Consider the following 18,936-nt stretch of genomic DNA (forward strand, 5'->3'; position numbering starts at 1 on the left):
GGCCCCCTACGGGGCCACGGACTGGTCGATGGCGAACACGCCCTCGGGCTTGGTGATGCGGTAGGAAGAGAAGTTCTGGTTAGCCTTCAGGCCGTAGCCGGTGAGGCGCTCGGTGAGCGTTTCGACCCGCACGAACATGGCCGAATCGGTGTAAATCTGCCCCTTGTTGCGGTCGTAAAACAGCTCTTCGGTGAAGAGCTTTTGTTGCTGGGGCACGTTGGCCACCCGCACGTCGCCGCGCATGGTGAACAGGTTTTTGGCCTGCTCCAGCTTGCCGTAGCGCGCCGTCAGGGTGTTCTCCACCGACTTATCCTTGGCGTAAAAAGTAACGGATACGCCCTTGGTATAGATCACGTCGCCGTTTTCGTAGCGCTGCTCGAGCGGGGCCGTGAGGCGAACTTGGAGCCGGGCCGAGTCGCTGAATAGCTCCAGCACGTTGGTGCTTTCCATGTTGGGGCCCTTGTAAACGAGCGTGGGGCCCACGGCCTTTTGCTCGTCGCAGCCCACCAGCGCCAGCGCCAGCGCCAGCAGGCCACCGGCCAGCCAGCCGGCTGTGGGGCCCCGGCGGCACCCGGGCCGTGCGCGCAGTGCCAGGGCCCCCACGGCTATTGCAGGCGGCGCTTGATGAACCACCGGTTGTTCAGCGTCACGCCAAACGTCATCTTCACGTAGTTTTCCTGCACGTTGCTGGCGCCGGTGCCGGCCGCCAGCAGGTCGGTGTTGCCGCGCATGCCGTAGGTGAAGGCCAGGCTGAACGTGGTGGCTTCGAGGGGCGAGGAGGTGGGCAGCGGGAAGCCGAAGCCCCAGCTTATCGAGCGGTCGTAGAGCGTTTTGCCGGCGGGCTGGTAGGGCAGCTGGGCCACGTTCAGGCCCACGCGGTAGTTCACGCGCTGGAAGTAGTGCTCCACCGAGCCTGGGTCGGGCGTAAACTCGCCGCCCACGCCGATGCGCACGGTGTTGCGCAGCGGCGTAGTAACGACGCCAAAGTTCGAGAACTTCGACCACTGCTGCTGGGCCGCGTCCACGCTGACGCTCCAGTTCTTGTCGTTGTCGAGGCTGATGCCCAGCTGGGCCAGGGCGGGCACCTTCACGGTGCCGTTCACGTCCTCGGTCTGCACGGAGGTGCCGGCGATGGTGGCCCCGTTCACGTCCTGCCGCTCCTGGGTGGTGGTGCGCCGGGCCCCCAGGTTGGCGGGGAAGCTGTACACGCCGGCCAGGTTCATGCGCAGGTCCTTGCCCAGGTTGTGGCGGTAGTGCACCCCGGCCCGGAAGTCGAAGTCGGAGTAGTGCACGTGGCGGCGGTCTTCCGTGGTTTGGCTGGCCGAGCCGTCGGCCAGAACAATGCGGGTGCCAGTGGTTTCGTCTACGGTGCCAAACACGTAGGCCGCTGTGAAGCCCACGTTCAGGTCGCGGGTGACGTGCACGCCCTGGGCCAGGTAGGCCCGCGAGATGCCGCCCGAGCCCGAGTAGCGCGTCAGGGCCGAGTCGCGGGGGGCCCCCACGATGGTGCTGCGCACGTTGGTTTCGTAGTCCACGGTGCTCAGCGGCCGCAGGCCCACGGAGGCAGCCCAGCGGCGCTTCAGGGGCACGGCCAGCGAGAGGTAGCCCAGGGTGGCATTGCCCGCCTTAGTGGAAGCGGCCGCGTTTTTCACCGTTTTGTACTGCCCGCTATACGCCGCTTCGAAGGTGGTGCGGGCCGTGTAGTAAAGCAGGGCCGGGTTCAAGTCGTTCACGTTGATGGCGTTGGGCGCGGCCAGGCCCACGCCGCCCATGCCCTCCTGACGCACGCCGCCGGTGTTGGGGTAGTACTCGCCAATGCCGAGGCGCGAATAGGGCGAGTTGCCCAGGCCCTGCGCCTGCGCCCCGCCGGCCAGCGCCGCCATCCCCCCTGCCAACAGCAACCGCCGGCCCACGTTCTTATTGTTCAACATTATAGGCTAAAATCCGGTAAAGCCCGAGCAGCACCAGTTCGGGCACAACAAAGATAGGGCCTGCCAGCCGGCTGGCTAGCAGGGGGGCATCGCCGCCGGTGAGCAGCACGCCCAGGGAGGGATACTGCTGGCGATAGGCGGCAATCAGGCCGTTGGCTTCGGCAGCGGCCCCGTTTACCACGCCACTCAGCAGGGCCCCCGGGGTAGAGTCGCCCACCAGCGGAACCGTTGCATCGGGGGCGGGCAGCGCCAGCAGCGGCAGGCGGCCGGTGAACTCGTGCAGGGCCCGCAGCCGCATGGCCAGCCCCGGCCCGATGCTGCCGCCGCGGTAGGTGCCGTCGGCCGTCACAAGGTCGCACTTCAGGGCCGTGCCGGCGTCGAGCACCAGTGTATCGCGCCCCGGGCGCAGGGCGGCGGCCCCCACGGCCCCGGCCAGGCGGTCGGCCCCCAGGGTGAGGGGCGTGGCGTAGGCGTTGCGCAGCGGCACGGGCGTGGCGCCCGGCGCAAACAGCAAAATGCGGCCCGGTACCAGGCCCTGCAAGCGCAGGGCCCATCGGGCCGCTTCCTCTGCTACTGACGCAATGAGCAGGTGCTGGGGGCCCCAGCGCCGCACCAGCGCCTCCACCTCGTCAGCCGTGAGGCCGGCGACCATTTCCCGCAGCGCCGCGCCCGCAAAGCAGCCCGCCTTGATGGCGGTGTTGCCGATGTCGAGGACCAGGGTGTGCATGAGTTAAATGAATAAATGGCTGGGGGTTAAATCATTGGCAGTGCAATTGACAATGATTTAACCCCCAGCCATTCAACAATTTACATGAAGTACTTCAGGCGGATAACCTCCTGCTCGCTCAGGAAGCGCCACTTGCCGCGGGGCAGCTCCTTTTTGGTGAGGCCGGCGTACTGCACGCGGTCCAGGGCCACCACGTCGTAGCCCAGGTGTTCGAAAATGCGGCGCACGATGCGGTTGCGCCCGATGTGGATTTCGATGCCCACGAAGTGTGCGTTGCCCGCCACCACGGCCACGTCGTCTACTTCGGCCTTGCCATCTTCCAGTTCGATGCCTTCGCCGATCTTGCGCAGGTCGTCTTCGGTGAGCGGGGTGCTCAGCTCGACCTGGTAGATTTTTTTGTTCTTGTGCGAGGGGTGCGAGAGGCGCTGGGCCACTTCGCCGTCATTCGTGAAGAGCAGCAGGCCGGTGGTGTTGCGGTCGAGGCGGCCCACCGGGAAGATGCGCTCCTTCGAGGCGTTGGCCACCAGCTCCATCACCGTGCGGCGGCCCTCCGGGTCGTCGGTGGTGGTGAGGAAATCCTTGGGCTTGTTCAGCAGCACGTACACCGATTTCTCGCGGTTGAGGTTGGTCTTGCCGTACTGCACCGTGTCGGTGGGCTGCACTTTGTAGCCCATTTCCGTCACCACCTCGCCGTTTACCCGAATTTCGCCGGAAGCAATCAGCGCGTCGGCCTCGCGGCGCGAGCAAATGCCGGCGTTGGCGATGTAGCGGTTCAGGCGCAGCTCGTCGGTGGCAAAGTCCTGGTTTTCCTGGTCGCGGCGGCGCTTGTTGCCGCGGTTCGGGTCGGCCTCGTAGTGCTTGAGGTTTTTGTAGTCGGGGGCCTCGCCGGGCCGCTCGCCGAAGCGGGGCTTATCGGCGCGGTTGGTTTGGATGGTCGTGCCGTAGCCAGTGCCTGAGCGGCGTACACTGCGCTCCTGGGCCTTCAGCTCCTCGCGGCGCTGCGCAAACTTGCCCAGGGCCGGGCGCTCGTCGCCGTCGGGGCGGGCATTGCCCACGCGCACCGCGTCGCGCTCGCCGCCGAAGGCCCGCTTTTCAGCGAAGCCACCCGGCCGCTCGCCGTTGCTGCGCGGGGCAGCTGGGGCCCCGTCGCGCCGGCCAAAAGCACCCGGGGTAAACTTGCGCTCGAAGCCGCCTTCGCCGCCGCGTCCGCCACCGAAGCCCCGGTCGCGGCTGCCGTCCCGGTCGCCGCCCGCGTTGCGGTCATTGCGGTCGGGGCGGCTGCTGCGGTCGTCGCCGCGCTCCTCGCGGGGCTGCGGCGGGTTGGCCTCGAAGGGCCGGGCGGCCCGGATGGGCCGGTTGGGGCCCCGCTCGTCGGCCGAGCGCGGGGCGCTTTCCTCGCGGGGGGTGCTGCGGCCGAAGCCCGTGCCCGTGGTGCTGCGGCTCGCGCCGGCCTCGCCCTCGGGGGCCCCGTAGGGGTTTTGCTTTTGGAATTTTCGGTTGCGCTCGCCTGGCGTGCCACGGGGCACGGCCGGCCGGCCTTCCTGGCGGTAGGGCTGGCCGCTCCAGTTCTCGCGGGGCTGGTAGGGGCGGGCGGGGCGCTCATTGGCCTCGCCGCCGTTGCGGCCGAAGCCTTCGCGGGCGGGCCGCTCGGGGCTGCGCTCGGTGCGGCCGTAGCTGGTGCCGGTGCGCTGCTCTTTGCTGCTGGCGGGGCGCTCGTCGCGCCGGGGGCCCCCGAAGCTGCTGCCACCGCCCTGTCCGTAGGGCCGCCGCTCGGCATCGCCGCCAAACCGCTTGCCACCGCCCCCAAACGAAGGCCGGCTGCCCGCCCCACCCGATTGCTCGCGGCCACCTCCGCCAAACGAGGGCCGCCCGCCGCCGTAGCTGGAGCCACCCGACTGCTCGCGGCTGCCACCGAACGAAGGCCGGCCGCCGCCGTAGCTGCTCCCGCCCGATTGCTCGCGGCCGCTGCCACCGCGCTCACCGCCGCGGCTGCCGCCACCAAAGCCCCCGGGGCCCGTGTTGGGGCGGCGGTCACCGCTGGGCCGGTCGCCCGAAAAAGAGCGCCGCTCGCCGCTGGGCCGGTCGCTGGAAGAAGGGCGGCCGGAGCCGTTGGAACCACCGCCGCGACGGTCGTTCTTGTCTTTCGAAAAATGTTGCTTGCCCATGGGGAACAGTGGCTAAGTGCCGTATCGCTACGGTACGGTTGGTAAGGAATAAATTAATAAAAAAAACAGTCGGTACCGAATAACTGGTGGGTCAGATGCGGGGCCCGGCCGGGCCGGCCGCTCTGATCACCGAATGTATTCAGTACCGACTGCGGGTGCGCTAAGCGCCAGGCGTGGGGGCCTAGTCGCGGCGCGCCATTTTAGCTTCGATGGAGTGCTGGGTGTGGGGCACGGCGCGGAGGCGGTCTTTGGGGATGAGCTTACCCGTGCCGATGCACACGCCGTACGTACCGTTTTTAATGCGGACCTGGGCGTTTTCCAGCTGCTGGATAAACTTCATCTGGCGCGAGGCCAGCTGGTTCATGCTTTCTTTTTCGGCGGTATCGGCACCATCTTCCAGCACCTTGGCCGACGAGGCGGTGTTATCGGTACCCGAGTCGTTGCGGCGGGTCAGCGTTTCTTTAATGAAGGAAAGCTCGCGGCGGGCGGCCACCAGTTTTTCCTGAATGATCTGGTCGAATTCGCTTAAGTCTTCCCGCGAATAGCGGACGTTTGCTTCGGTCATGGTAAAGGAAAGGAATATTCAGAACAAGCGGGCGTACAAACTGTGAGTGGGCAAAGCAACGGCAACGGCTGCTAAATAGTTTACCAGGGGCCCCATCCACTTTGCCGCCGGCAGGTTTCACAGGTCCTTCACCCCGCCCCACAAAGGTAATAAGCGCGTTCCCGTTTCGCCTAACCTTCTCAGAAGCTCAACATTTGGATGGCGGCCACGGCGGCCTCCACGCCCTTGTTACCGAGCTTGCCGCCGGCGCGGTCCTGGGCCTGCTCCAGGGTGTTGGTGGTCACAAGCCCAAAAATTACCGGCTTGTTGTACTTCAGCCCCACCGTGGTGAGGCCCTGGGCCACGGCGTGGTTGATGTAGTCGTCATGCTTGGTTTCTCCCTGGATCACCACGCCCAGGCAGATCACGGCGTCAATTTCTTCGTGCTGGGCCAAAAACTGGGCCCCCAGCGTCAGCTCAAAGCTGCCGGGCACGCTGTTTCGGAAGATGTTCTCGGCCAGGGCCCCGTGCTTCACCAGCGTGTCGTAGGCGCCGGCGCTCAGCGCGTCGGTGATTTCGCGGTTCCAGTCGGCCACCACCAAGCCAAAACGCTTGTCGGTGATATCGATAAAATTAGAAGCGTCGTAGGTACTCAGGTGTTGCAGGGAGGTGGCCATAAAAGCGCTGGTTGAATTTTATATCCGTGGCAGCACGGATTTTTAAGAAGGGTAAAGGTGGGGCCCGGGGGCCCCAGCTGCGGGGCTAAAGACAAAAAATGCGCTTCCCGGTTGGGGAAGCGCATTTGGATTGCAACGTCAGCAGCGGCTATTTCTGCAGCCGGGCCTTGAACTGCCGGGCCTCGGCAACTTCCTGGGCCGCGGGGTAATCGTTGAGAATACGGTCATATGCTTTCATGGCCCCGTCGTTGTCCTTGGCGATTTCCCGGGCCGTGGCTTCCTTCATCAGGTAGCTGGGCGAGAAGTACTCGTTGGCGTTGTGGTCGGCAGCCTTGGCGTAGAGGTCGGCGGCCTCTTTGGGCTTGTTCAACTCCAGCTGCGCGTCGCCCATCAGGGCATACGCGCGGCTCTGCACCAAGTAGTCGTCCGAGCTAAAATCCTCTAGGTAGTCGAGGGCATCCTTGTACTTGCCTTCTTTCAGCGCCGCCACACCTGCGTAGAAGTTGGCCAAGTTGCCAGCCTTCGTGCTACCGTACTCGTTGGCCACCGTGACCAGGCCGGGGGACCGGCCGTCGCCCTTCATAGCTTTCTTCAGCGAGTCTGCCTCCCAGGCATCCACGGCCCGGAACATGGCCGTCTGTGCTTTCTGGGTTTGCTGGCCACGCCAGGTGTAGTAGCCAAACCCGCCGACCACAGCCAGCACCACGGCCGCCAGGATGCCTAGCAGCAAGGTGCGGTTGTTGCGCACGAAATCCTCCGACTCCACAATGCGAGCGGCCAGGGCATCGGGGTCTTCGAGCAACGGGTTCTCCGTGGCGTAGGTTTCGGCCGGGGCCAGCGGGTCGGCGGGCACGGCCGGTTGCACTTGCCCCTGGCGGGCCTGCTGGCTTTTGCCAGTGAACGGGATTTTAGACATGGTAGCCTGAAAGGGACGAATCGGACCCTGCCGGATGAGCAGTTCCTCGGCAGCGCAATTAGTCGTGGATGTAAGGGTAGTCTTCTTGCACGTACACGTCCTTGAACAACTCGTCGGGCGTGGGGTACGGCGAAGCTTCGGCGAAATCGACCGCGGCCTGCACCTCGCCCTTGATGCGCTCATCGATGGCGTTCAGGTCGTCTTCCGTTGCCATCTGGTTTTCCAGGATGGTGTGGCGCACGGCCTCAATGCTGTCTTGGCTGCGCTTTTCCTCCAACTCTTCCTTGGTGCGGTACTTGGCCGGGTCGCTCATCGAGTGGCCCTTGTAGCGGTAGGTGCGAAACTCCAGGAACGTGGGGCCCTCGCCGGCGCGGGCGCGCTCGGCGGCCTGCGCCACGGCGTGGTGCACGTCTTCCACTTGCATGGCGTTCACCGACTGCGAGGGCATGTCGTAGCTCAGGCCCAGCTTGTACAGCTCCGTCACGTTGGACGAGCGCTGCACCGACGTGCCCATGGCGTAGCCGTTGTTCTCTACTACAAAGATGACGGGTAGCTTCCACAGCATGGCCATGTTGAAGGCCTCGTGCAGGGCCCCCTGGCGTACCGCGCCGTCGCCCATGTAGCAGATGCAGAGCTTACCGGTTTTGTTGTACTGCTCGGCAAAGGCAATGCCCGCGGCCATCGGGATCTGGCCGCCCACGATGCCGTGGCCACCCATGAAGCCCGCTTCCTTATCAAACATGTGCATCGAGCCGCCTTTGCCTTTCGAGCAGCCGGTGGCTTTGGCGTACAGCTCGGCCATCACGGCGTTGGGCGAGGTGCCCAAGGCCAGCGGGTGGGCGTGGTCGCGGTAAGCAGTAATGTACTTATCGCCCTTCTCCAGCGCCGACACGGCCCCGGCGACGCACGCCTCCTGGCCAATGTAGAGGTGGCAGAAACCTTTGATTTTTTGCTGGCCATAAAGCTGGCCAGCCTTGTCCTCAAACTTACGCATGAGCTGCATTTGCTCGTACCAGCGCAGGTAGGTTTCCTTGGGGAAGGTGGGGTTGGCCACGGCTTGCGCCTGGGGCTCGGTCCCGCCTTCGGCTTCCACCGGGCGGTCGGGCCCCGGCTTGGCAGCGTCGGGCTGCGGCGCGGTGGCTACTTGCTGGGCTTTGCCATTGCCGTTGGCAGTGGGCGCGCCGGGCGCATTTTTAGGGGCCTCTTTTACTTTCGTATCCGCCATAGCACGTATAGGTTATTCGCGTTGGGAGGGCGAAATTACGTAAAACTGCCCGTACTACCGACAACCCGATGACCTTAGACTCGTTGCAACTGCTTTTTTTCAAGAATTACGAGGCGGCAACGCTGCAATTCTCCCCTGGCCTGAACTGCTTTATCGGCGATAACGGCAGCGGCAAAACCAATTTACTCGACGCCATTCACTATTTATCGCTGACAAAGAGTGCCCTTACGGCTGTCGATGCCAACAGCATTAAGCAAGGCGCTGACTTTTTTGTAGTTAAGGGAAAATTCAGCACTAATGAAGGCTCCGAAGGCGAAACTATCCAGGTCAGCCTGCGCCAAGGGCAGAAAAAGACCCTGACCCACGACAAGCAGCCCTACGAACGCATGGCCGACCACATTGGCCGGTACCCCGCCGTGTTGGTCTCTCCTTACGATACTGACCTCATCCGCGAGGGCAGCGAGGAGCGCCGCAAGTACTTCGACAGCTTGCTCTCGCAATTCGACCATCGGTTCTTAGATGTGCTCATTGCCTATAACGGTTTACTACGCCAGCGCAACGCCCTGTTGAAGCAAGCCGCCGAGCGCCCATCAGCCGGGTTCGACCGCGACTACTTGCTGGCCATCGATGACCAACTCGTCCCGCTGGGCACTGACCTCAGCCAACAGCGGGCCGCGTTCTTGGAGCGCTTCACCCCCATCTTCCAGCAGCACTACCAGCAACTGGCCGACGCACGGGAAGAGATTTCCCTTACGTATAAAAGTCAACTGCTGGAAACCGGGTTTGGTGAACTGCTGCGCCAAAACGAGCGCCGCGACCTGGTGATGCAGCGCACTACCACCGGGGCCCACCGCGACGACTTTGTTTTTTTGATGGACGGCCTGCCGGTCAAAAGCTATGCCTCGCAGGGCCAGCAGAAATCCTACGCTATTGCCCTTAAGCTGGCCCAATTTGAAATACTGACTACCCGGCTGGCCGCGGCGGGCACAGCGGCTGCCAAGCCCCTGCTGCTGCTCGATGACATCTTCGACCGGCTCGACGACAAGCGCATTGCCCGGCTTCTCGAGCTGGTAGCCGATGACACCTTCGGCCAAGTATTTCTGACAGACACCAACCTGGCGCGGACCGATCAGGCGTTATCCAACGTGCGCGGCGACATCCGCCGGTTTCAGGTGCAAGGCGGCACTGCCGCGCAGCTTTAAGCGCAAGCCGCCCCGGGGCCCGTAGTACCTTTGCAGTCTACCCCAGCCACAGGCCGAGCGGAGGCGCCCGTTGTTTTTACGGGGGCCCTCTCCCCTACCGGCTCTGCCGCCCCTCCGTGAAAAAACCAGGCCCCTCCGCATCCTCCCGCCGCAACGACGTCATCGATTTAAAAGATGGCTTGGCAGCCCTCGTAAAAACTTACCGCCTACAAGGCAAGCTGAACGAGGTGACAGTGGTAGCCAGCTGGGAGCGCGTGATGGGGAAACCGGTAGCCCTTAAAACCAAGGAGGTGTACGTGCACCAAGGCAAGCTTTTCGTCCGGCTCACATCGGCACCCTTGAAGCACGAGCTAATGATGGCCAAGACAAAAGTTCTAGAGCTCATCAACACAGAGGTAGGCGAAGCGGTAGTTAAGGAAGTAGTTTTCCTGTAACTGCCGGCTTAATTTATTTTATTGAATTAGCAACAAAATTGTTTCACGTGGAACATTTTTGTTAACGAGGACCGTACACTTTTAGGAGCAGCTCATTGTATGCTTCCAACAAGGCGATGTACTTAGTCTGGAGGGCTAATAACTGCCCAGGAAGGCTATTATCGGCATTAACGGGTGGTGTTACACGTGGTGTAACACTGGTACGATTTGTAACGCTAACCGGCGGTGTTACAAAAGGCAAGGATGATTGTTGCGGAACTGTAAAATCGTTCGCAAAATTGTGTCCGATAACATCGCCGACTCGCTTTACAAAATTGTAGTCTATTGTATCTTCTTTGAATTTACGGTAAATGGTAGGGCGTGTAATGCCCATTTCCTCCACAATGCGTGTGATGGAAATACCGCTGCTTTTGATGGCTTCTTGAAGGATTTCGCCTTGATGTGGCATCTAGATAATGAGTCAGAACGAGTAATACAAAGATGTATCAAATACCGTAACAAAGCAAAAATGTAAGTAGAAATAACTTATGTTACAATTCGTAATAAACAGATTGTGTAATGAACACGGATTGTAATTTAATTACAAAGATGTGTTTTGTATCATAAATTGTAACAAACGGTTTTATTTGTTACAATTCACTTACTGGGCCCCAGAACGGCAAGCAGGCGGTCTGGATAGTCAGTGGTCAAGCCTTCGACGCCCATCGCCAGTAGGCGCTGCATGTCCGCGGGGTCGTTTACAGTCCACGGCACAAGGCCCGTGCCCGGGTACAAACGACGCAGCTCTGCTACCGCGGCCGCAGTGACCGACTCGTAATTTGGGCCGAATACGTCCGGCTGAAAGCCTAGCTCCGCGATGGTGGTGGGCCAGGGTTGGCCGTTCTCGCTGAGCAGGCACAAGGCTAGTCCGGAGCCGAATTGGGCACGGGCTAAGCGCAACACCCGCGGGTCGAAGCACAGCAGGGTGGTGCGGGCCAGCACGCCGGCGGCTACCAGCTCGGCTGCTACCAAGGCCAGAAATTGCGCCGGCTCGGGGTGGTAATGGTTGTCGCCGGCGGGGGTGCACTTTATCTCCACGGAGTAGCGCAGGGGCGGGCAATTGGGCGGGCGGGGCAAGGCTTTGGTAGCGGCCAGCACCTCGCGCAGCAGCGGCTTTGGTGCGGCCGAGGGCTGCTGCGCCGGGAAGCCCTGGTGGGGCTCACTCCCGCAGTCGCACTGCCGGATGGCGGCGTATGGCATCTGGTAGAGGTTGTACTGTCGCTCCTGGGCGGGGGTGATGCAGTGGCCCGCCGCGTCGCGGCACAGGTGAGCGGCCAGCCACGGATCGTGCGACACCACCACTTGGTGGTCGGCCGAAATGACTACATCCATCTCCAACACATCCACGCCCAGGGCGGCAGCGTGGAGGAAACCGGGCAGAGTATTTTCGGGCAGTAGGCCCCGGCAACCCCGGTGCCCGTGCACCTCAGGGGCCCTGGGGGCGGCAGTATTAATGGGGCGGTGGGTTGGTGGCATTGGCAAGGGCTAGCGCGGGATGCGCACTGATAATTGCCGAGCAAAATATTTCGCGCCGGCGGTGGGCACAGGTACTTTTGGGTATCTACTACTAGCGTTGTGGCTCTCCACCATTTCTCATCGATTCCGCGCTTTTATTCGCTTACCCATGAAAAAGCTGTTGTTCTTTATCGTGTTGCTGGCGCTGGCAGCCGGGGCCTATTACTACGTGAAAAGCAAAAAGGATGGCCCAACTGGGGCCCTGGTGCAGGCAGCGGCGGCCGTGCAGGCACACGACGTGGCCAGCTTCGAGAAGTTCGTGGATGTGGGCAGCGTCACTTCCCACTTGGTCGACAACGTGGCCAACCAGGGCTCGCTGCTGACGGCCCTGGTGCCGGGCGGCGGCCTGATGATGGGCGGGGCCCTGCGCCTGCTCAAACCTACCCTGGCCGGCGCGGCCCGCAAGGAAGTGCTACGCTACGTTGAGACGGGCTCGCTGGAAGCGGCGGCAGCAGCCGCACCGAAGCGCGGCGTGAACGTATCCATTCTAGGACTAGCAGGCAAAGTGGTGGGCCCCGACAGCAAGTTTAAGGGCATTAAGTACGCCAACGAGCAGGGCGAGCAGGCGCTGGTAGGCCTTGAGTTTTCGCAGCCGCGCTACGACACCACGATGGTGGTGGAAGTGAAAATGCTGCACCGCGGCGACCACTGGCAGCTGACTGAAATTACGAATACGGGGGAGCTGCTGCGCCGTGCGGCTAGCCTCGAAAAGCGCAAGCAGTTGCAGTAGCCGCGCCACCCCGCGCCAAACGCAAAGGGCCGGCCCGTCGTGATGACGGGCCGGCCCTTTGCGTTTATCCTAACCGGAACGGGCTATTTGCCGCGGCCAGCGAAGAGGTAGTAGATGATCAGGCCGCCCAGGGGGAAAAAGAAGATGATGGCGGCCCAGAGGATTTTCTTGCCAATGTCCCAGGGCTGGCGGAAGACGTCAAGCAGAGCCAATACGTCGAGGGCCAGCAGCACGTAGCCCCAGATGGCCAGGCTACCGCTGTCGTTGTAGCGGCTGCACGAAGTGGCCAGAAGCAGGAAGGGCAACAGCAGCGTGGCGAGGGGCACGCGCGAGGCGACGGAAGAGTTGAAAGTGCGCATCAGAATCAGGTGAAAGTGGTGAATGTGCCCCCTTCTACGCGCTTTAATGAAAATGGGTGTGCAACAATAAGATTCTAATACCTAAACAATTGATTATTAGAATTTTGAATAGATAAATTGCTTCACTTGGATATAAAACTGCGGGGCGGCCGCCGGCAGCAGCGCTGCCATGAGCAATACGCCAAACAGGGCCCCGTAGAAGTGGGCATCGTGGTTGATGTTGTCGCCCTGACGGCGGCCCTGGTACCAGGAGTAGAGCAGGTAGAGCCCCCCGAACAGGAAGGGCTGGATGGGGAACGGGATGGGGAAGATGATGATGCCCCCGCCGCCCGGCGCCACCGGAAACAGCAGGATGCTGGCAAACACCACCGCCGACACGCCGCCCGAGGCCCCCAGGCTGCGGTAGTTGGCGTCGCGGCGGTGGCGGTAGTAGGTGGGCACGTCGGAGAGAATGATGCCGCCCAGGTAGAGCAGCAGGAACCAGCCCAGGCCGGGCAGCTGCCCGAAGTTGCCCGCCAGGGCCCCCAGCACCACCGGGCTGAAGGAGTAAAAGGCGAACATGTTGAAGAGCAAATGGCCCCAGTCGGCGTGCAGAAAGCCAGAGGTGAGGAAGCGGTACCACTGCCCGCGCCGGGCCATGAGCGCCGGCTCCAGAATCCAGGCGTTCATGAATTCGGGCTTCGAAAAAGCGTAGGCCGACACGAGGACCGTGAGGGCAATGAGGACGATGATGGGGTTGAACACGGCGGGTTATTTTTCGCGTTCCATGAGCTGGAGGGCGAGGTGGTGCAGGGGTTGTTTGCGGGCATCGGGGGCCCCCACGCGGGCCAGGTGGTGCAGGGCTTGCTGGAAGTACTCATTGATGAGGGCCTCGGTCTGGGGCCGGATATCCAGCTCGTCGTACACGGCGCGGACAGCGGCTACCTTGGCGTCGGCGTCGGCCACGGGCTGGCCGATGTGCCGGGCCAGCACGGCGCGCTGGGCCGCGCTGGCCTGGGCCTGGGCCGTGAGGAGGAGGTAGGTTTTCTTATCCGACACGATGTCGCCCCCTACGCGCTTCCCAAACGTGGCGGCGTCGCCGTACACGTCGAGCAGGTCGTCGCGCAGCTGGAAAGCCAGGCCAATGTCGGTACCGAACTGGCGTAGGTGCTCGGCATCCTCGGCGGGGGCCCCACCGAGTAGGGCCCCCAGCTCGAGGCAGAAGCCCAGGAGCACGGCCGTCTTCAGGCGAATCATGTCCAGGTACTGTGGGATGCTGACCGTGGCTTCGGTCTCAAAGTTCATGTCCCACTGCTGGCCCTCGCACACCTCGGCGGCCGTCTGGCTAAAGCGGCGCAGCACCACCGGCAGCAGCGCTGGGGCCACGTCGAAGAACAGCTCGTAGGCCCGCACCAGCATCACGTCGCCGCTGAGGATGGCCACGTTGGGGTTCCACTTTTCGTGCACCGTGGGCTGTCCGCGGCGCAGCGGGGCCTGGTCCATCAGGTCGTCGTGCAGCAGGGTGAAGTTGTGGAAGACTTCGGTGGCCAAGGCGGGCTTGGTGACGGGCCCCAGGTCGTCGGTGAAGAGGTGGGCCCCCAGCAGCGTGAGCAACGGCCGGATGCGTTTCCCGCCCAGGCCCATGATGTAGCGGATGGGGTCGTAGAGCGTGTCGGGGGCTTCGCCGTAATGAAGCTCGGCGAGGGCGGCGGTGATGTGAGCGGGGAGGTCCAAGGGTTCTTGCGCGCGAGGTTTCGCAGGGGTTAAAGTGTAGGTTCGCAAAGTTCGTTCTAAAAGAAAGGCCCCGCCGCCAGGAGTGGGCAGCGGGGCTTTTCACGGGCAGTTAGGGCCCCGGCTAGCGGCGGCGGTTGCCGCCCTTAGGGCCCCCTTTCGAACCACCCTTATAGCCGCCGCCCGACTGCTCGCGGTAGCCGCGGGGGGCGTTGCGCTGGGCCTTGCGCTCCTCGGCCTCGCGGCGCTTCACGTCGTCGGGCCGGTTGTCCACAAGGTCGAAGTCGATGGTGCGGTCGAGCAGGTTGGCCGACTTTACCACCACTTCCAGCTCGTCGCCGAACTGGATGATGCGCTTACTGCCGCGGCCCACGATGCGGTAATTGTCCTTGTCCAGCTCGAAGGTGTCGCCTGGAATGTCGCTCAGGCGCACCATGCCTTCGCACTTGTTCGACTCAATCTCAATGTACATGCCGCGCTCCGTGAGGCCCGATACCACGCCCTTGAAGACGTTACCAATCTCGTCGGCCATGAACTCAACTTGCTTGAACTTGATGCTGGCGCGCTCGGCGTTAGCCGCCAGTTTCTCGCGGGCCGACGAATGCTTGCACTCGTCTTCCACGGGCTCCACGGGCACGTTCTTGCCGCCCAGCAGGTAGTGCTCCAGCAGGCGGTGGGCCATCATGTCGGGGTAGCGGCGGATGGGCGAGGTGAAGTGCGAGTAGTGCGCGAACGCCAGGCCGAAGTGGCCCAGCGGCTCGGTCGAGTAAATGGCCTTCGACATGGTGCGGATGGCCAGGCCCTGGAGCACGTTCTGCTCGGGCTTGCCCATCACTTCCTCGCTCAGGGTGTTCAGCTCGGTGCTCACCTTTTTGGGGTTATCCAGCTTGAGGGTGTAGCCAAACTTCTGGGCGAAGAGGGCGAAGTTCTGGAGTCGCTCGGGCTCGGGGGCGTCGTGGGTGCGGTACACCATGGTGTAGCGCGGCTTGGTCTTTTTGAGGTTGAACACGAACTCGGCCACCTTGCGGTTGGCCAGCAGCATGAACTCCTCGATCATCTTGTGCGCGTCCTTGCGCTCCTTCACGTACACGCCGAGCGGCTTGCCATCGGGGGAAAGGCGGAACTTCACCTCCTGGGTTTCGAAGCTGATGGCTCCCTGCTTGAAGCGCTGGGCGTGCAGCTTTTTGGCGATGCCGTTGAGCGTGTTCACCTCTTCGGTGTAGTCGCCTTCGCCGGTTTCGATACGCTCTTGAGCGTCTTCGTACGAGAAGCGACGGTCGGAGTGGATGATGGTTTTGCCGAACCACGACTCATAGAGCTTGCCGTTCTCGTCGAGTTCAAACACGGCCGAAAAGGTCAGCTTATCCTCGTTGGGCCGTAGCGAGCAGAGGCCGTTGGAGAGCCGCTCGGGCAGCATTGGAATCACGCGGTCCACGAGGTACACCGACGTCGCGCGGTGCTTGCCCTCGCGCTCCAGCTCGGTGTTGGGGCGCACATAGTGGGTCACGTCGGCGATGTGGACACCGATTTCCCAGTTGCCGTTTTCCAGCTTTTCGATGGATAACGCATCGTCAAAATCTTTGGCGTCGGCCGGGTCGATGGTGAAGGTGGTGACGTGGCGGAAGTCGCGACGCAAGGCTACTTCCGATTCAGGGATAACGTCGGAAATGGCTTCCGACTCTTCTTCCACCTCCGATGGGAACTCGAACGGCAGCCCGAACTCGGCCATGATGGCGTTAATCTCGGCCTCGTTGCCGCCAGCCTGCCCAAAGTTGCGCACCACCTCGCCCACCGGCTGGCGGTGGCTATCCTCCGGAAACTCGACGATGCGCACGAGCACCTTGTCGCCGTTGCGGGCGTCACCCAAGGAGTGCGGCGGCACGAACACATCAAAGTACATCTTGCGATTGTCGGGCTTCACGAAGCCCAGCGTACCCTGCACTTGCAGGCGGCCCACTACCTCGGGGCGCTGCCGCTTGAGCACCTCCACCACGTCGCCCACCGGCCGGCCGTCACGCGAGCCGCGCATCCGCACCCGCACCACGTCGCCCTGCAAAGCAAACTTGAGCTGATCAGTGAACACCCGAATGTCGTCGGCGTCCTCCGCCTCAGGTATCACAAAAGCGAAGTTGGCCGTGGCCAGATCCACAGTGCCGATGACGGTGTTGGCGTCGCGGCTGGGCCGCGAGTCGCCGCCTACGTAGTCGAAGCCAGCCTCGCGGCGGCGGTGCACGATGGGGTCCTGGCCAAACTCAGCTACTGGCTCGCGGCTCGCAGCACGGCTCGTGGGGGCCCCGGCCTTGGCGGGTTTCTTGCCCTTAGCGGGCTGCTCTGGCACGGGGGCCACCGTGACGTCAGCTAGGCGGTACTCGTCGTTCTGGAGCAGCGTAATGGCCCCGAGCTGGCGCAGCTTCTTGAGGTAGCCGAATATCTCTTCGCGTTGCTGCTTGGTGGTCACGCCCAAGCGGCGCGAGAGCTGGCGGTAGGCCAGCACCTTGTCGGGGTTGTCGATAAAAGCGCGCAGCACCAGCTCTTGGGTGATGGGCGCGGGGGCGGGCTGTTCGCGCTTGGCGCGGGCCGGCCGGGGGGGATTCGTTGGTTCCATTTAAAACGTAGGCCGCCAATAAGTGAATTGAGCCGAGGCGGCGGGCGGAGAAGCCGGACGGGGCCCAGCAGTAGGTGTGTAAAACGCGGCCGTGGCCGCGAGGTTATAAGCGTAGATTTTTAGTTGCTGGTTACCGATTGTCAGTTGCCAGTCGTTGGGGCTGTTCGCTCAAATAAAAGCTAACAACCGACAACTGATAACTACCTAAGCCGCCCGCCCCGCCACAGCCGCCCGGATGTCGGCCAAGCTGTCTTTGGGGATGGCGGCCAGCAGGCCCTGGGTGTAGGCGTGCTGCGGGTGGGCGTAGATGGCGGCGGCCGGGCCGCTCTCCACAATGCGGCCCTGGTGCATCACCAGCAGCCGGTCGCTCATGAAGCGGGCCACCGACAGGTCGTGGGTAATGAAAAGGTAAGTGATGCCGAACTCGCGCTTGAGGTCGTTGAGCAGGTTCAGCACCTGGGCCTGCACCGATACGTCGAGCGCCGACACCGACTCGTCGCACACAATCAGCTTAGGCTGCAGAGCCAGGGCCCTAGCAATGCAGATGCGCTGCCGCTGCCCGCCGCTGAACTCGTGCGGATAGCGCTGGAAGTGCTCCTCGCGCAGTCCCACAATTTGCAGCAGCTCCAGCACCCGCGCCTTTTGCGCGGCCCGGGTGCCTCCCACATCGTGCACCCGCATGGGCTCCCAGATGGCCTCTCCCACCGTCAGCATCGGGTTGAGGGCCGCGTAGGGGTCCTGGAATACCAGCTGGAACTCGCGCCGACGGCGGCGCAATTCCTCAGCCGGTAGCCGGGCCAGGTCGGTGCCTTCAAACAAGATGCGGCCCGCGGTAGGTTCCGTAAGGCGGAGCAGGGCCCGGCCGAGGGTGGTTTTGCCGCAGCCCGACTCCCCCACGAGGCCCACCGTTTCGCCCGGGTGCAGGGTAAAGCTCACGTCGTCTACGGCCCGCACCACAGCTTTTGGCTGAAACCAGCCGCTGCGCACCGGGAAGTGCACCTGCAAGTTCTCGACCTGGAGCAGTGGCTGGGGACCCAAAATGCCCGGCTGAGCGGCCCCGGCGGAGGCCCTAGACAGCGGCGCGGGGCCGGTGGGGGCCCCAGCCGGCGCGGGTTGTTCCACGGTCGTTCGCAGATGTTCCACGGGGAACGTTTTGGTGGTACCGGAATTATCCCGTAACTGCTGGGCCTCGATTTCGGGCGATGAATCCGTAAGTACCTCATCCTCCAAGGACACCACAGGCGCGGGTTGGGCTGTGAGGAGCCCGCTAGCGTCTTCTGCCATGAAATCGGCCACCACGGGGAGCCGTTTTAGGCCCACGGAAAGGCGCGGACGGCACGCTAAAAGGCCTTTTGTGTACGGATGTTGGGGATTTTCAAAAATTTCCAGCACGGGGCCCTGTTCCACGACTTTTCCACGGTACATGACCAATATCCGGTCGGCGATTTCGGCCACCACGCCCAGATCGTGGGTGATGAACAGTACCGCCGTGTCGTGCTGCCGCCGCAGGTCGTCGATCAGGCGCAGCATCTGGGCCTGCACCGTCACGTCGAGGGCCGTGGTGGGCTCGTCGGCAATGAGCAGCGCGGGGCGGCAGGCCATGGCCATGGCAATCATCACGCGCTGCTTTTGGCCACCCGATACCTCGTGCGGGTAGCTGGCGAAGATGCCGGCCGGGCGCGGCAATTGTGCCTCGGTGAACAGCTCGATGGTGCGCGCCTTGGCCTCGGCTTTGTTGAGGGCGGTGTGCAGCAGCAGGGCCTCGGCCACCTGGGCCCCGCAGGTGAGCACCGGATTCAGGGAGGTCATCGGCTCCTGGAAGATCATGCCGATGTCGTTGCCCCGCACTTTTTGCAGCTGCTTTTCGGGCAGGGCCAACAGGTCTACTTCGCCCAGGGCCCCCGACTGAAACACGGCCGAACCCGCTACCAGCCGGCCGGGCGGCATCGGGATCAGCCCCAGCAAGGCCAGCGACGTCACCGATTTGCCCGAGCCCGACTCCCCCACTATCGCCACCGTCTCGCCCCGGCTCAGCTCAAACGACACGCCATCTACGGCCCGGGTGTGGCCGCGGTGGCTGAGGAAATCGAGCGTGAGGTTGGAAACGGTGAGTAGCGGTTGGGGCATGGGCATTGAAAGTGGAGGGCAGCGCAACGA

At 63.1% G+C, this 18,936-nt stretch carries 18 protein-coding genes; 3 read left to right on the plus strand and 15 right to left on the minus strand.

The window, feature by feature from the left end; all coding sequences use genetic code 11:
* Window positions 1–6: 6 nt before the first annotated feature.
* From lptC to pdhA, 8 genes are all read right to left on the minus strand, one after another.
* Window positions 7–633 (minus strand): LPS export ABC transporter periplasmic protein LptC, encoded by a 627-nt coding sequence (gene lptC, locus EAH73_RS18150; RefSeq protein WP_240047324.1) that lies wholly within the window; start codon window positions 631–633, stop codon window positions 7–9.
* Window positions 606–1,931 (minus strand): outer membrane protein transport protein, encoded by a 1,326-nt coding sequence (locus tag EAH73_RS18155; RefSeq protein WP_140468847.1) that lies wholly within the window; start codon window positions 1,929–1,931, stop codon window positions 606–608. Before EAH73_RS18155 ends, lptC begins: the two co-directional genes overlap by 28 nt.
* Window positions 1,918–2,658, minus strand: coding sequence for a type III pantothenate kinase (locus EAH73_RS18160; protein ID WP_140468848.1), 741 nt, complete (start codon window positions 2,656–2,658; stop codon window positions 1,918–1,920). The genes EAH73_RS18155 and EAH73_RS18160 overlap by 14 nt, the downstream gene beginning before the upstream one ends.
* A gap of 80 nt (window positions 2,659–2,738) precedes the next feature.
* A complete protein-coding gene (locus EAH73_RS23510; RefSeq protein WP_205013021.1) occupies window positions 2,739–4,823 on the minus strand; it encodes a pseudouridine synthase in 2,085 nt (694 codons plus the stop codon).
* 181 nt (window positions 4,824–5,004) lie between these two features.
* Window positions 5,005–5,388 (minus strand): TraR/DksA family transcriptional regulator, encoded by a 384-nt coding sequence (locus EAH73_RS18170; protein WP_140468849.1) that lies wholly within the window; start codon window positions 5,386–5,388, stop codon window positions 5,005–5,007.
* Between the two features lie 179 nt (window positions 5,389–5,567).
* Window positions 5,568–6,044 carry a 6,7-dimethyl-8-ribityllumazine synthase gene (ribH, locus tag EAH73_RS18175; RefSeq protein ID WP_140468850.1) on the minus strand — a complete coding sequence of 159 codons (477 nt, stop codon included), beginning with the start codon at window positions 6,042–6,044 and terminating at the stop codon, window positions 5,568–5,570.
* Window positions 6,045–6,192: 148 nt separating this feature from the next.
* Window positions 6,193–6,960, minus strand: a complete 768-nt coding sequence (locus EAH73_RS18180) for a tetratricopeptide repeat protein (RefSeq protein WP_240047325.1) — start codon at window positions 6,958–6,960, stop codon at window positions 6,193–6,195.
* 58 nt (window positions 6,961–7,018) lie between these two features.
* Window positions 7,019–8,185 carry a pyruvate dehydrogenase (acetyl-transferring) E1 component subunit alpha gene (pdhA, locus tag EAH73_RS18185; protein ID WP_140468851.1) on the minus strand — a complete coding sequence of 389 codons (1,167 nt, stop codon included), beginning with the start codon at window positions 8,183–8,185 and terminating at the stop codon, window positions 7,019–7,021.
* A gap of 68 nt (window positions 8,186–8,253) precedes the next feature.
* Between pdhA and recF the strand changes: the two genes are divergently transcribed.
* The gene (gene recF, locus EAH73_RS18190) at window positions 8,254–9,387 is read left to right on the plus strand and encodes a DNA replication/repair protein RecF (protein WP_140468852.1); all 1,134 of its coding nucleotides are present in this window, start codon (window positions 8,254–8,256) and stop codon (window positions 9,385–9,387) included.
* Window positions 9,388–9,503: 116 nt separating this feature from the next.
* On the plus strand, window positions 9,504–9,821 hold the full coding sequence (locus EAH73_RS18195) for a DUF721 domain-containing protein (protein ID WP_140468853.1): 318 nt from the start codon (window positions 9,504–9,506) through the stop codon (window positions 9,819–9,821).
* A 61-nt stretch (window positions 9,822–9,882) separates the two neighbouring features.
* Here the strand turns inward: EAH73_RS18195 and EAH73_RS18200 are convergent, their stop codons facing one another.
* Both EAH73_RS18200 and EAH73_RS18205 read right to left on the minus strand, forming a co-directional pair.
* Window positions 9,883–10,269, minus strand: coding sequence for a helix-turn-helix domain-containing protein (locus EAH73_RS18200; RefSeq protein ID WP_140468854.1), 387 nt, complete (start codon window positions 10,267–10,269; stop codon window positions 9,883–9,885).
* Between the two features lie 188 nt (window positions 10,270–10,457).
* Complete coding sequence (locus EAH73_RS18205; RefSeq protein ID WP_140468855.1) at window positions 10,458–11,336, minus strand: glycerophosphodiester phosphodiesterase family protein; 879 nt, start codon at window positions 11,334–11,336, stop codon at window positions 10,458–10,460.
* A gap of 148 nt (window positions 11,337–11,484) precedes the next feature.
* Here EAH73_RS18205 and EAH73_RS18210 point away from each other — a divergent pair, with 148 nt between their 5' ends.
* Complete coding sequence (locus EAH73_RS18210) at window positions 11,485–12,105, plus strand: hypothetical protein (RefSeq protein WP_140468856.1); 621 nt, start codon at window positions 11,485–11,487, stop codon at window positions 12,103–12,105.
* An 83-nt stretch (window positions 12,106–12,188) separates the two neighbouring features.
* Here EAH73_RS18210 and EAH73_RS18215 read toward each other — a convergent pair whose 3' ends face one another.
* The 5 genes from EAH73_RS18215 to EAH73_RS18235 form a co-directional block, all read right to left on the minus strand.
* Window positions 12,189–12,464 carry a PLD nuclease N-terminal domain-containing protein gene (locus EAH73_RS18215; RefSeq protein WP_140468857.1) on the minus strand — a complete coding sequence of 92 codons (276 nt, stop codon included), beginning with the start codon at window positions 12,462–12,464 and terminating at the stop codon, window positions 12,189–12,191.
* Between the two features lie 96 nt (window positions 12,465–12,560).
* A complete protein-coding gene (locus EAH73_RS18220) occupies window positions 12,561–13,208 on the minus strand; it encodes a rhomboid family intramembrane serine protease (protein WP_240047326.1) in 648 nt (215 codons plus the stop codon).
* A gap of 6 nt (window positions 13,209–13,214) precedes the next feature.
* Window positions 13,215–14,177 (minus strand): polyprenyl synthetase family protein, encoded by a 963-nt coding sequence (locus EAH73_RS18225; RefSeq protein WP_140468858.1) that lies wholly within the window; start codon window positions 14,175–14,177, stop codon window positions 13,215–13,217.
* A gap of 121 nt (window positions 14,178–14,298) precedes the next feature.
* Window positions 14,299–16,779: a ribonuclease R gene (gene rnr, locus EAH73_RS18230; RefSeq protein WP_140468859.1), complete on the minus strand. Its 2,481-nt coding sequence runs from the start codon at window positions 16,777–16,779 to the stop codon at window positions 14,299–14,301.
* A 204-nt stretch (window positions 16,780–16,983) separates the two neighbouring features.
* Window positions 16,984–18,906 carry an ABC transporter ATP-binding protein gene (locus tag EAH73_RS18235; protein ID WP_140468860.1) on the minus strand — a complete coding sequence of 641 codons (1,923 nt, stop codon included), beginning with the start codon at window positions 18,904–18,906 and terminating at the stop codon, window positions 16,984–16,986.
* Window positions 18,907–18,936: the final 30 nt, after the last annotated feature.

Source organism: Hymenobacter nivis, from assembly GCF_006439025.1.
GTDB lineage: Bacteria > Bacteroidota > Bacteroidia > Cytophagales > Hymenobacteraceae > Hymenobacter > Hymenobacter nivis_A.

Excerpts from the sequence above, each read along its gene's own strand:
- EAH73_RS18155 (WP_140468847.1), bottom strand. The coding sequence starts at position 1,931 with ATGTTGAACAATAAGAACGTGGGCCGGCGGTTGCTGTTGGCAGGGGGG.
- EAH73_RS18160 (WP_140468848.1), bottom strand. The coding sequence starts at position 2,658 with ATGCACACCCTGGTCCTCGACATCGGCAACACCGCCATCAAGGCGGGC.
- EAH73_RS23510 (WP_205013021.1), bottom strand. The coding sequence starts at position 4,823 with ATGGGCAAGCAACATTTTTCGAAAGACAAGAACGACCGTCGCGGCGGT.
- EAH73_RS18170 (WP_140468849.1), bottom strand. The coding sequence starts at position 5,388 with ATGACCGAAGCAAACGTCCGCTATTCGCGGGAAGACTTAAGCGAATTC.
- ribH (WP_140468850.1), bottom strand. The coding sequence starts at position 6,044 with ATGGCCACCTCCCTGCAACACCTGAGTACCTACGACGCTTCTAATTTT.
- EAH73_RS18180 (WP_240047325.1), bottom strand. The coding sequence starts at position 6,960 with ATGTCTAAAATCCCGTTCACTGGCAAAAGCCAGCAGGCCCGCCAGGGG.
- pdhA (WP_140468851.1), bottom strand. The coding sequence starts at position 8,185 with ATGGCGGATACGAAAGTAAAAGAGGCCCCTAAAAATGCGCCCGGCGCG.
- recF (WP_140468852.1), top strand. The coding sequence starts at position 8,254 with ATGACCTTAGACTCGTTGCAACTGCTTTTTTTCAAGAATTACGAGGCG.
- EAH73_RS18200 (WP_140468854.1), bottom strand. The coding sequence starts at position 10,269 with ATGCCACATCAAGGCGAAATCCTTCAAGAAGCCATCAAAAGCAGCGGT.
- EAH73_RS18205 (WP_140468855.1), bottom strand. The coding sequence starts at position 11,336 with ATGCCACCAACCCACCGCCCCATTAATACTGCCGCCCCCAGGGCCCCT.
- EAH73_RS18210 (WP_140468856.1), top strand. The coding sequence starts at position 11,485 with ATGAAAAAGCTGTTGTTCTTTATCGTGTTGCTGGCGCTGGCAGCCGGG.
- EAH73_RS18215 (WP_140468857.1), bottom strand. The coding sequence starts at position 12,464 with ATGCGCACTTTCAACTCTTCCGTCGCCTCGCGCGTGCCCCTCGCCACG.
- rnr (WP_140468859.1), bottom strand. The coding sequence starts at position 16,779 with ATGGAACCAACGAATCCCCCCCGGCCGGCCCGCGCCAAGCGCGAACAG.
- EAH73_RS18235 (WP_140468860.1), bottom strand. The coding sequence starts at position 18,906 with ATGCCCCAACCGCTACTCACCGTTTCCAACCTCACGCTCGATTTCCTC.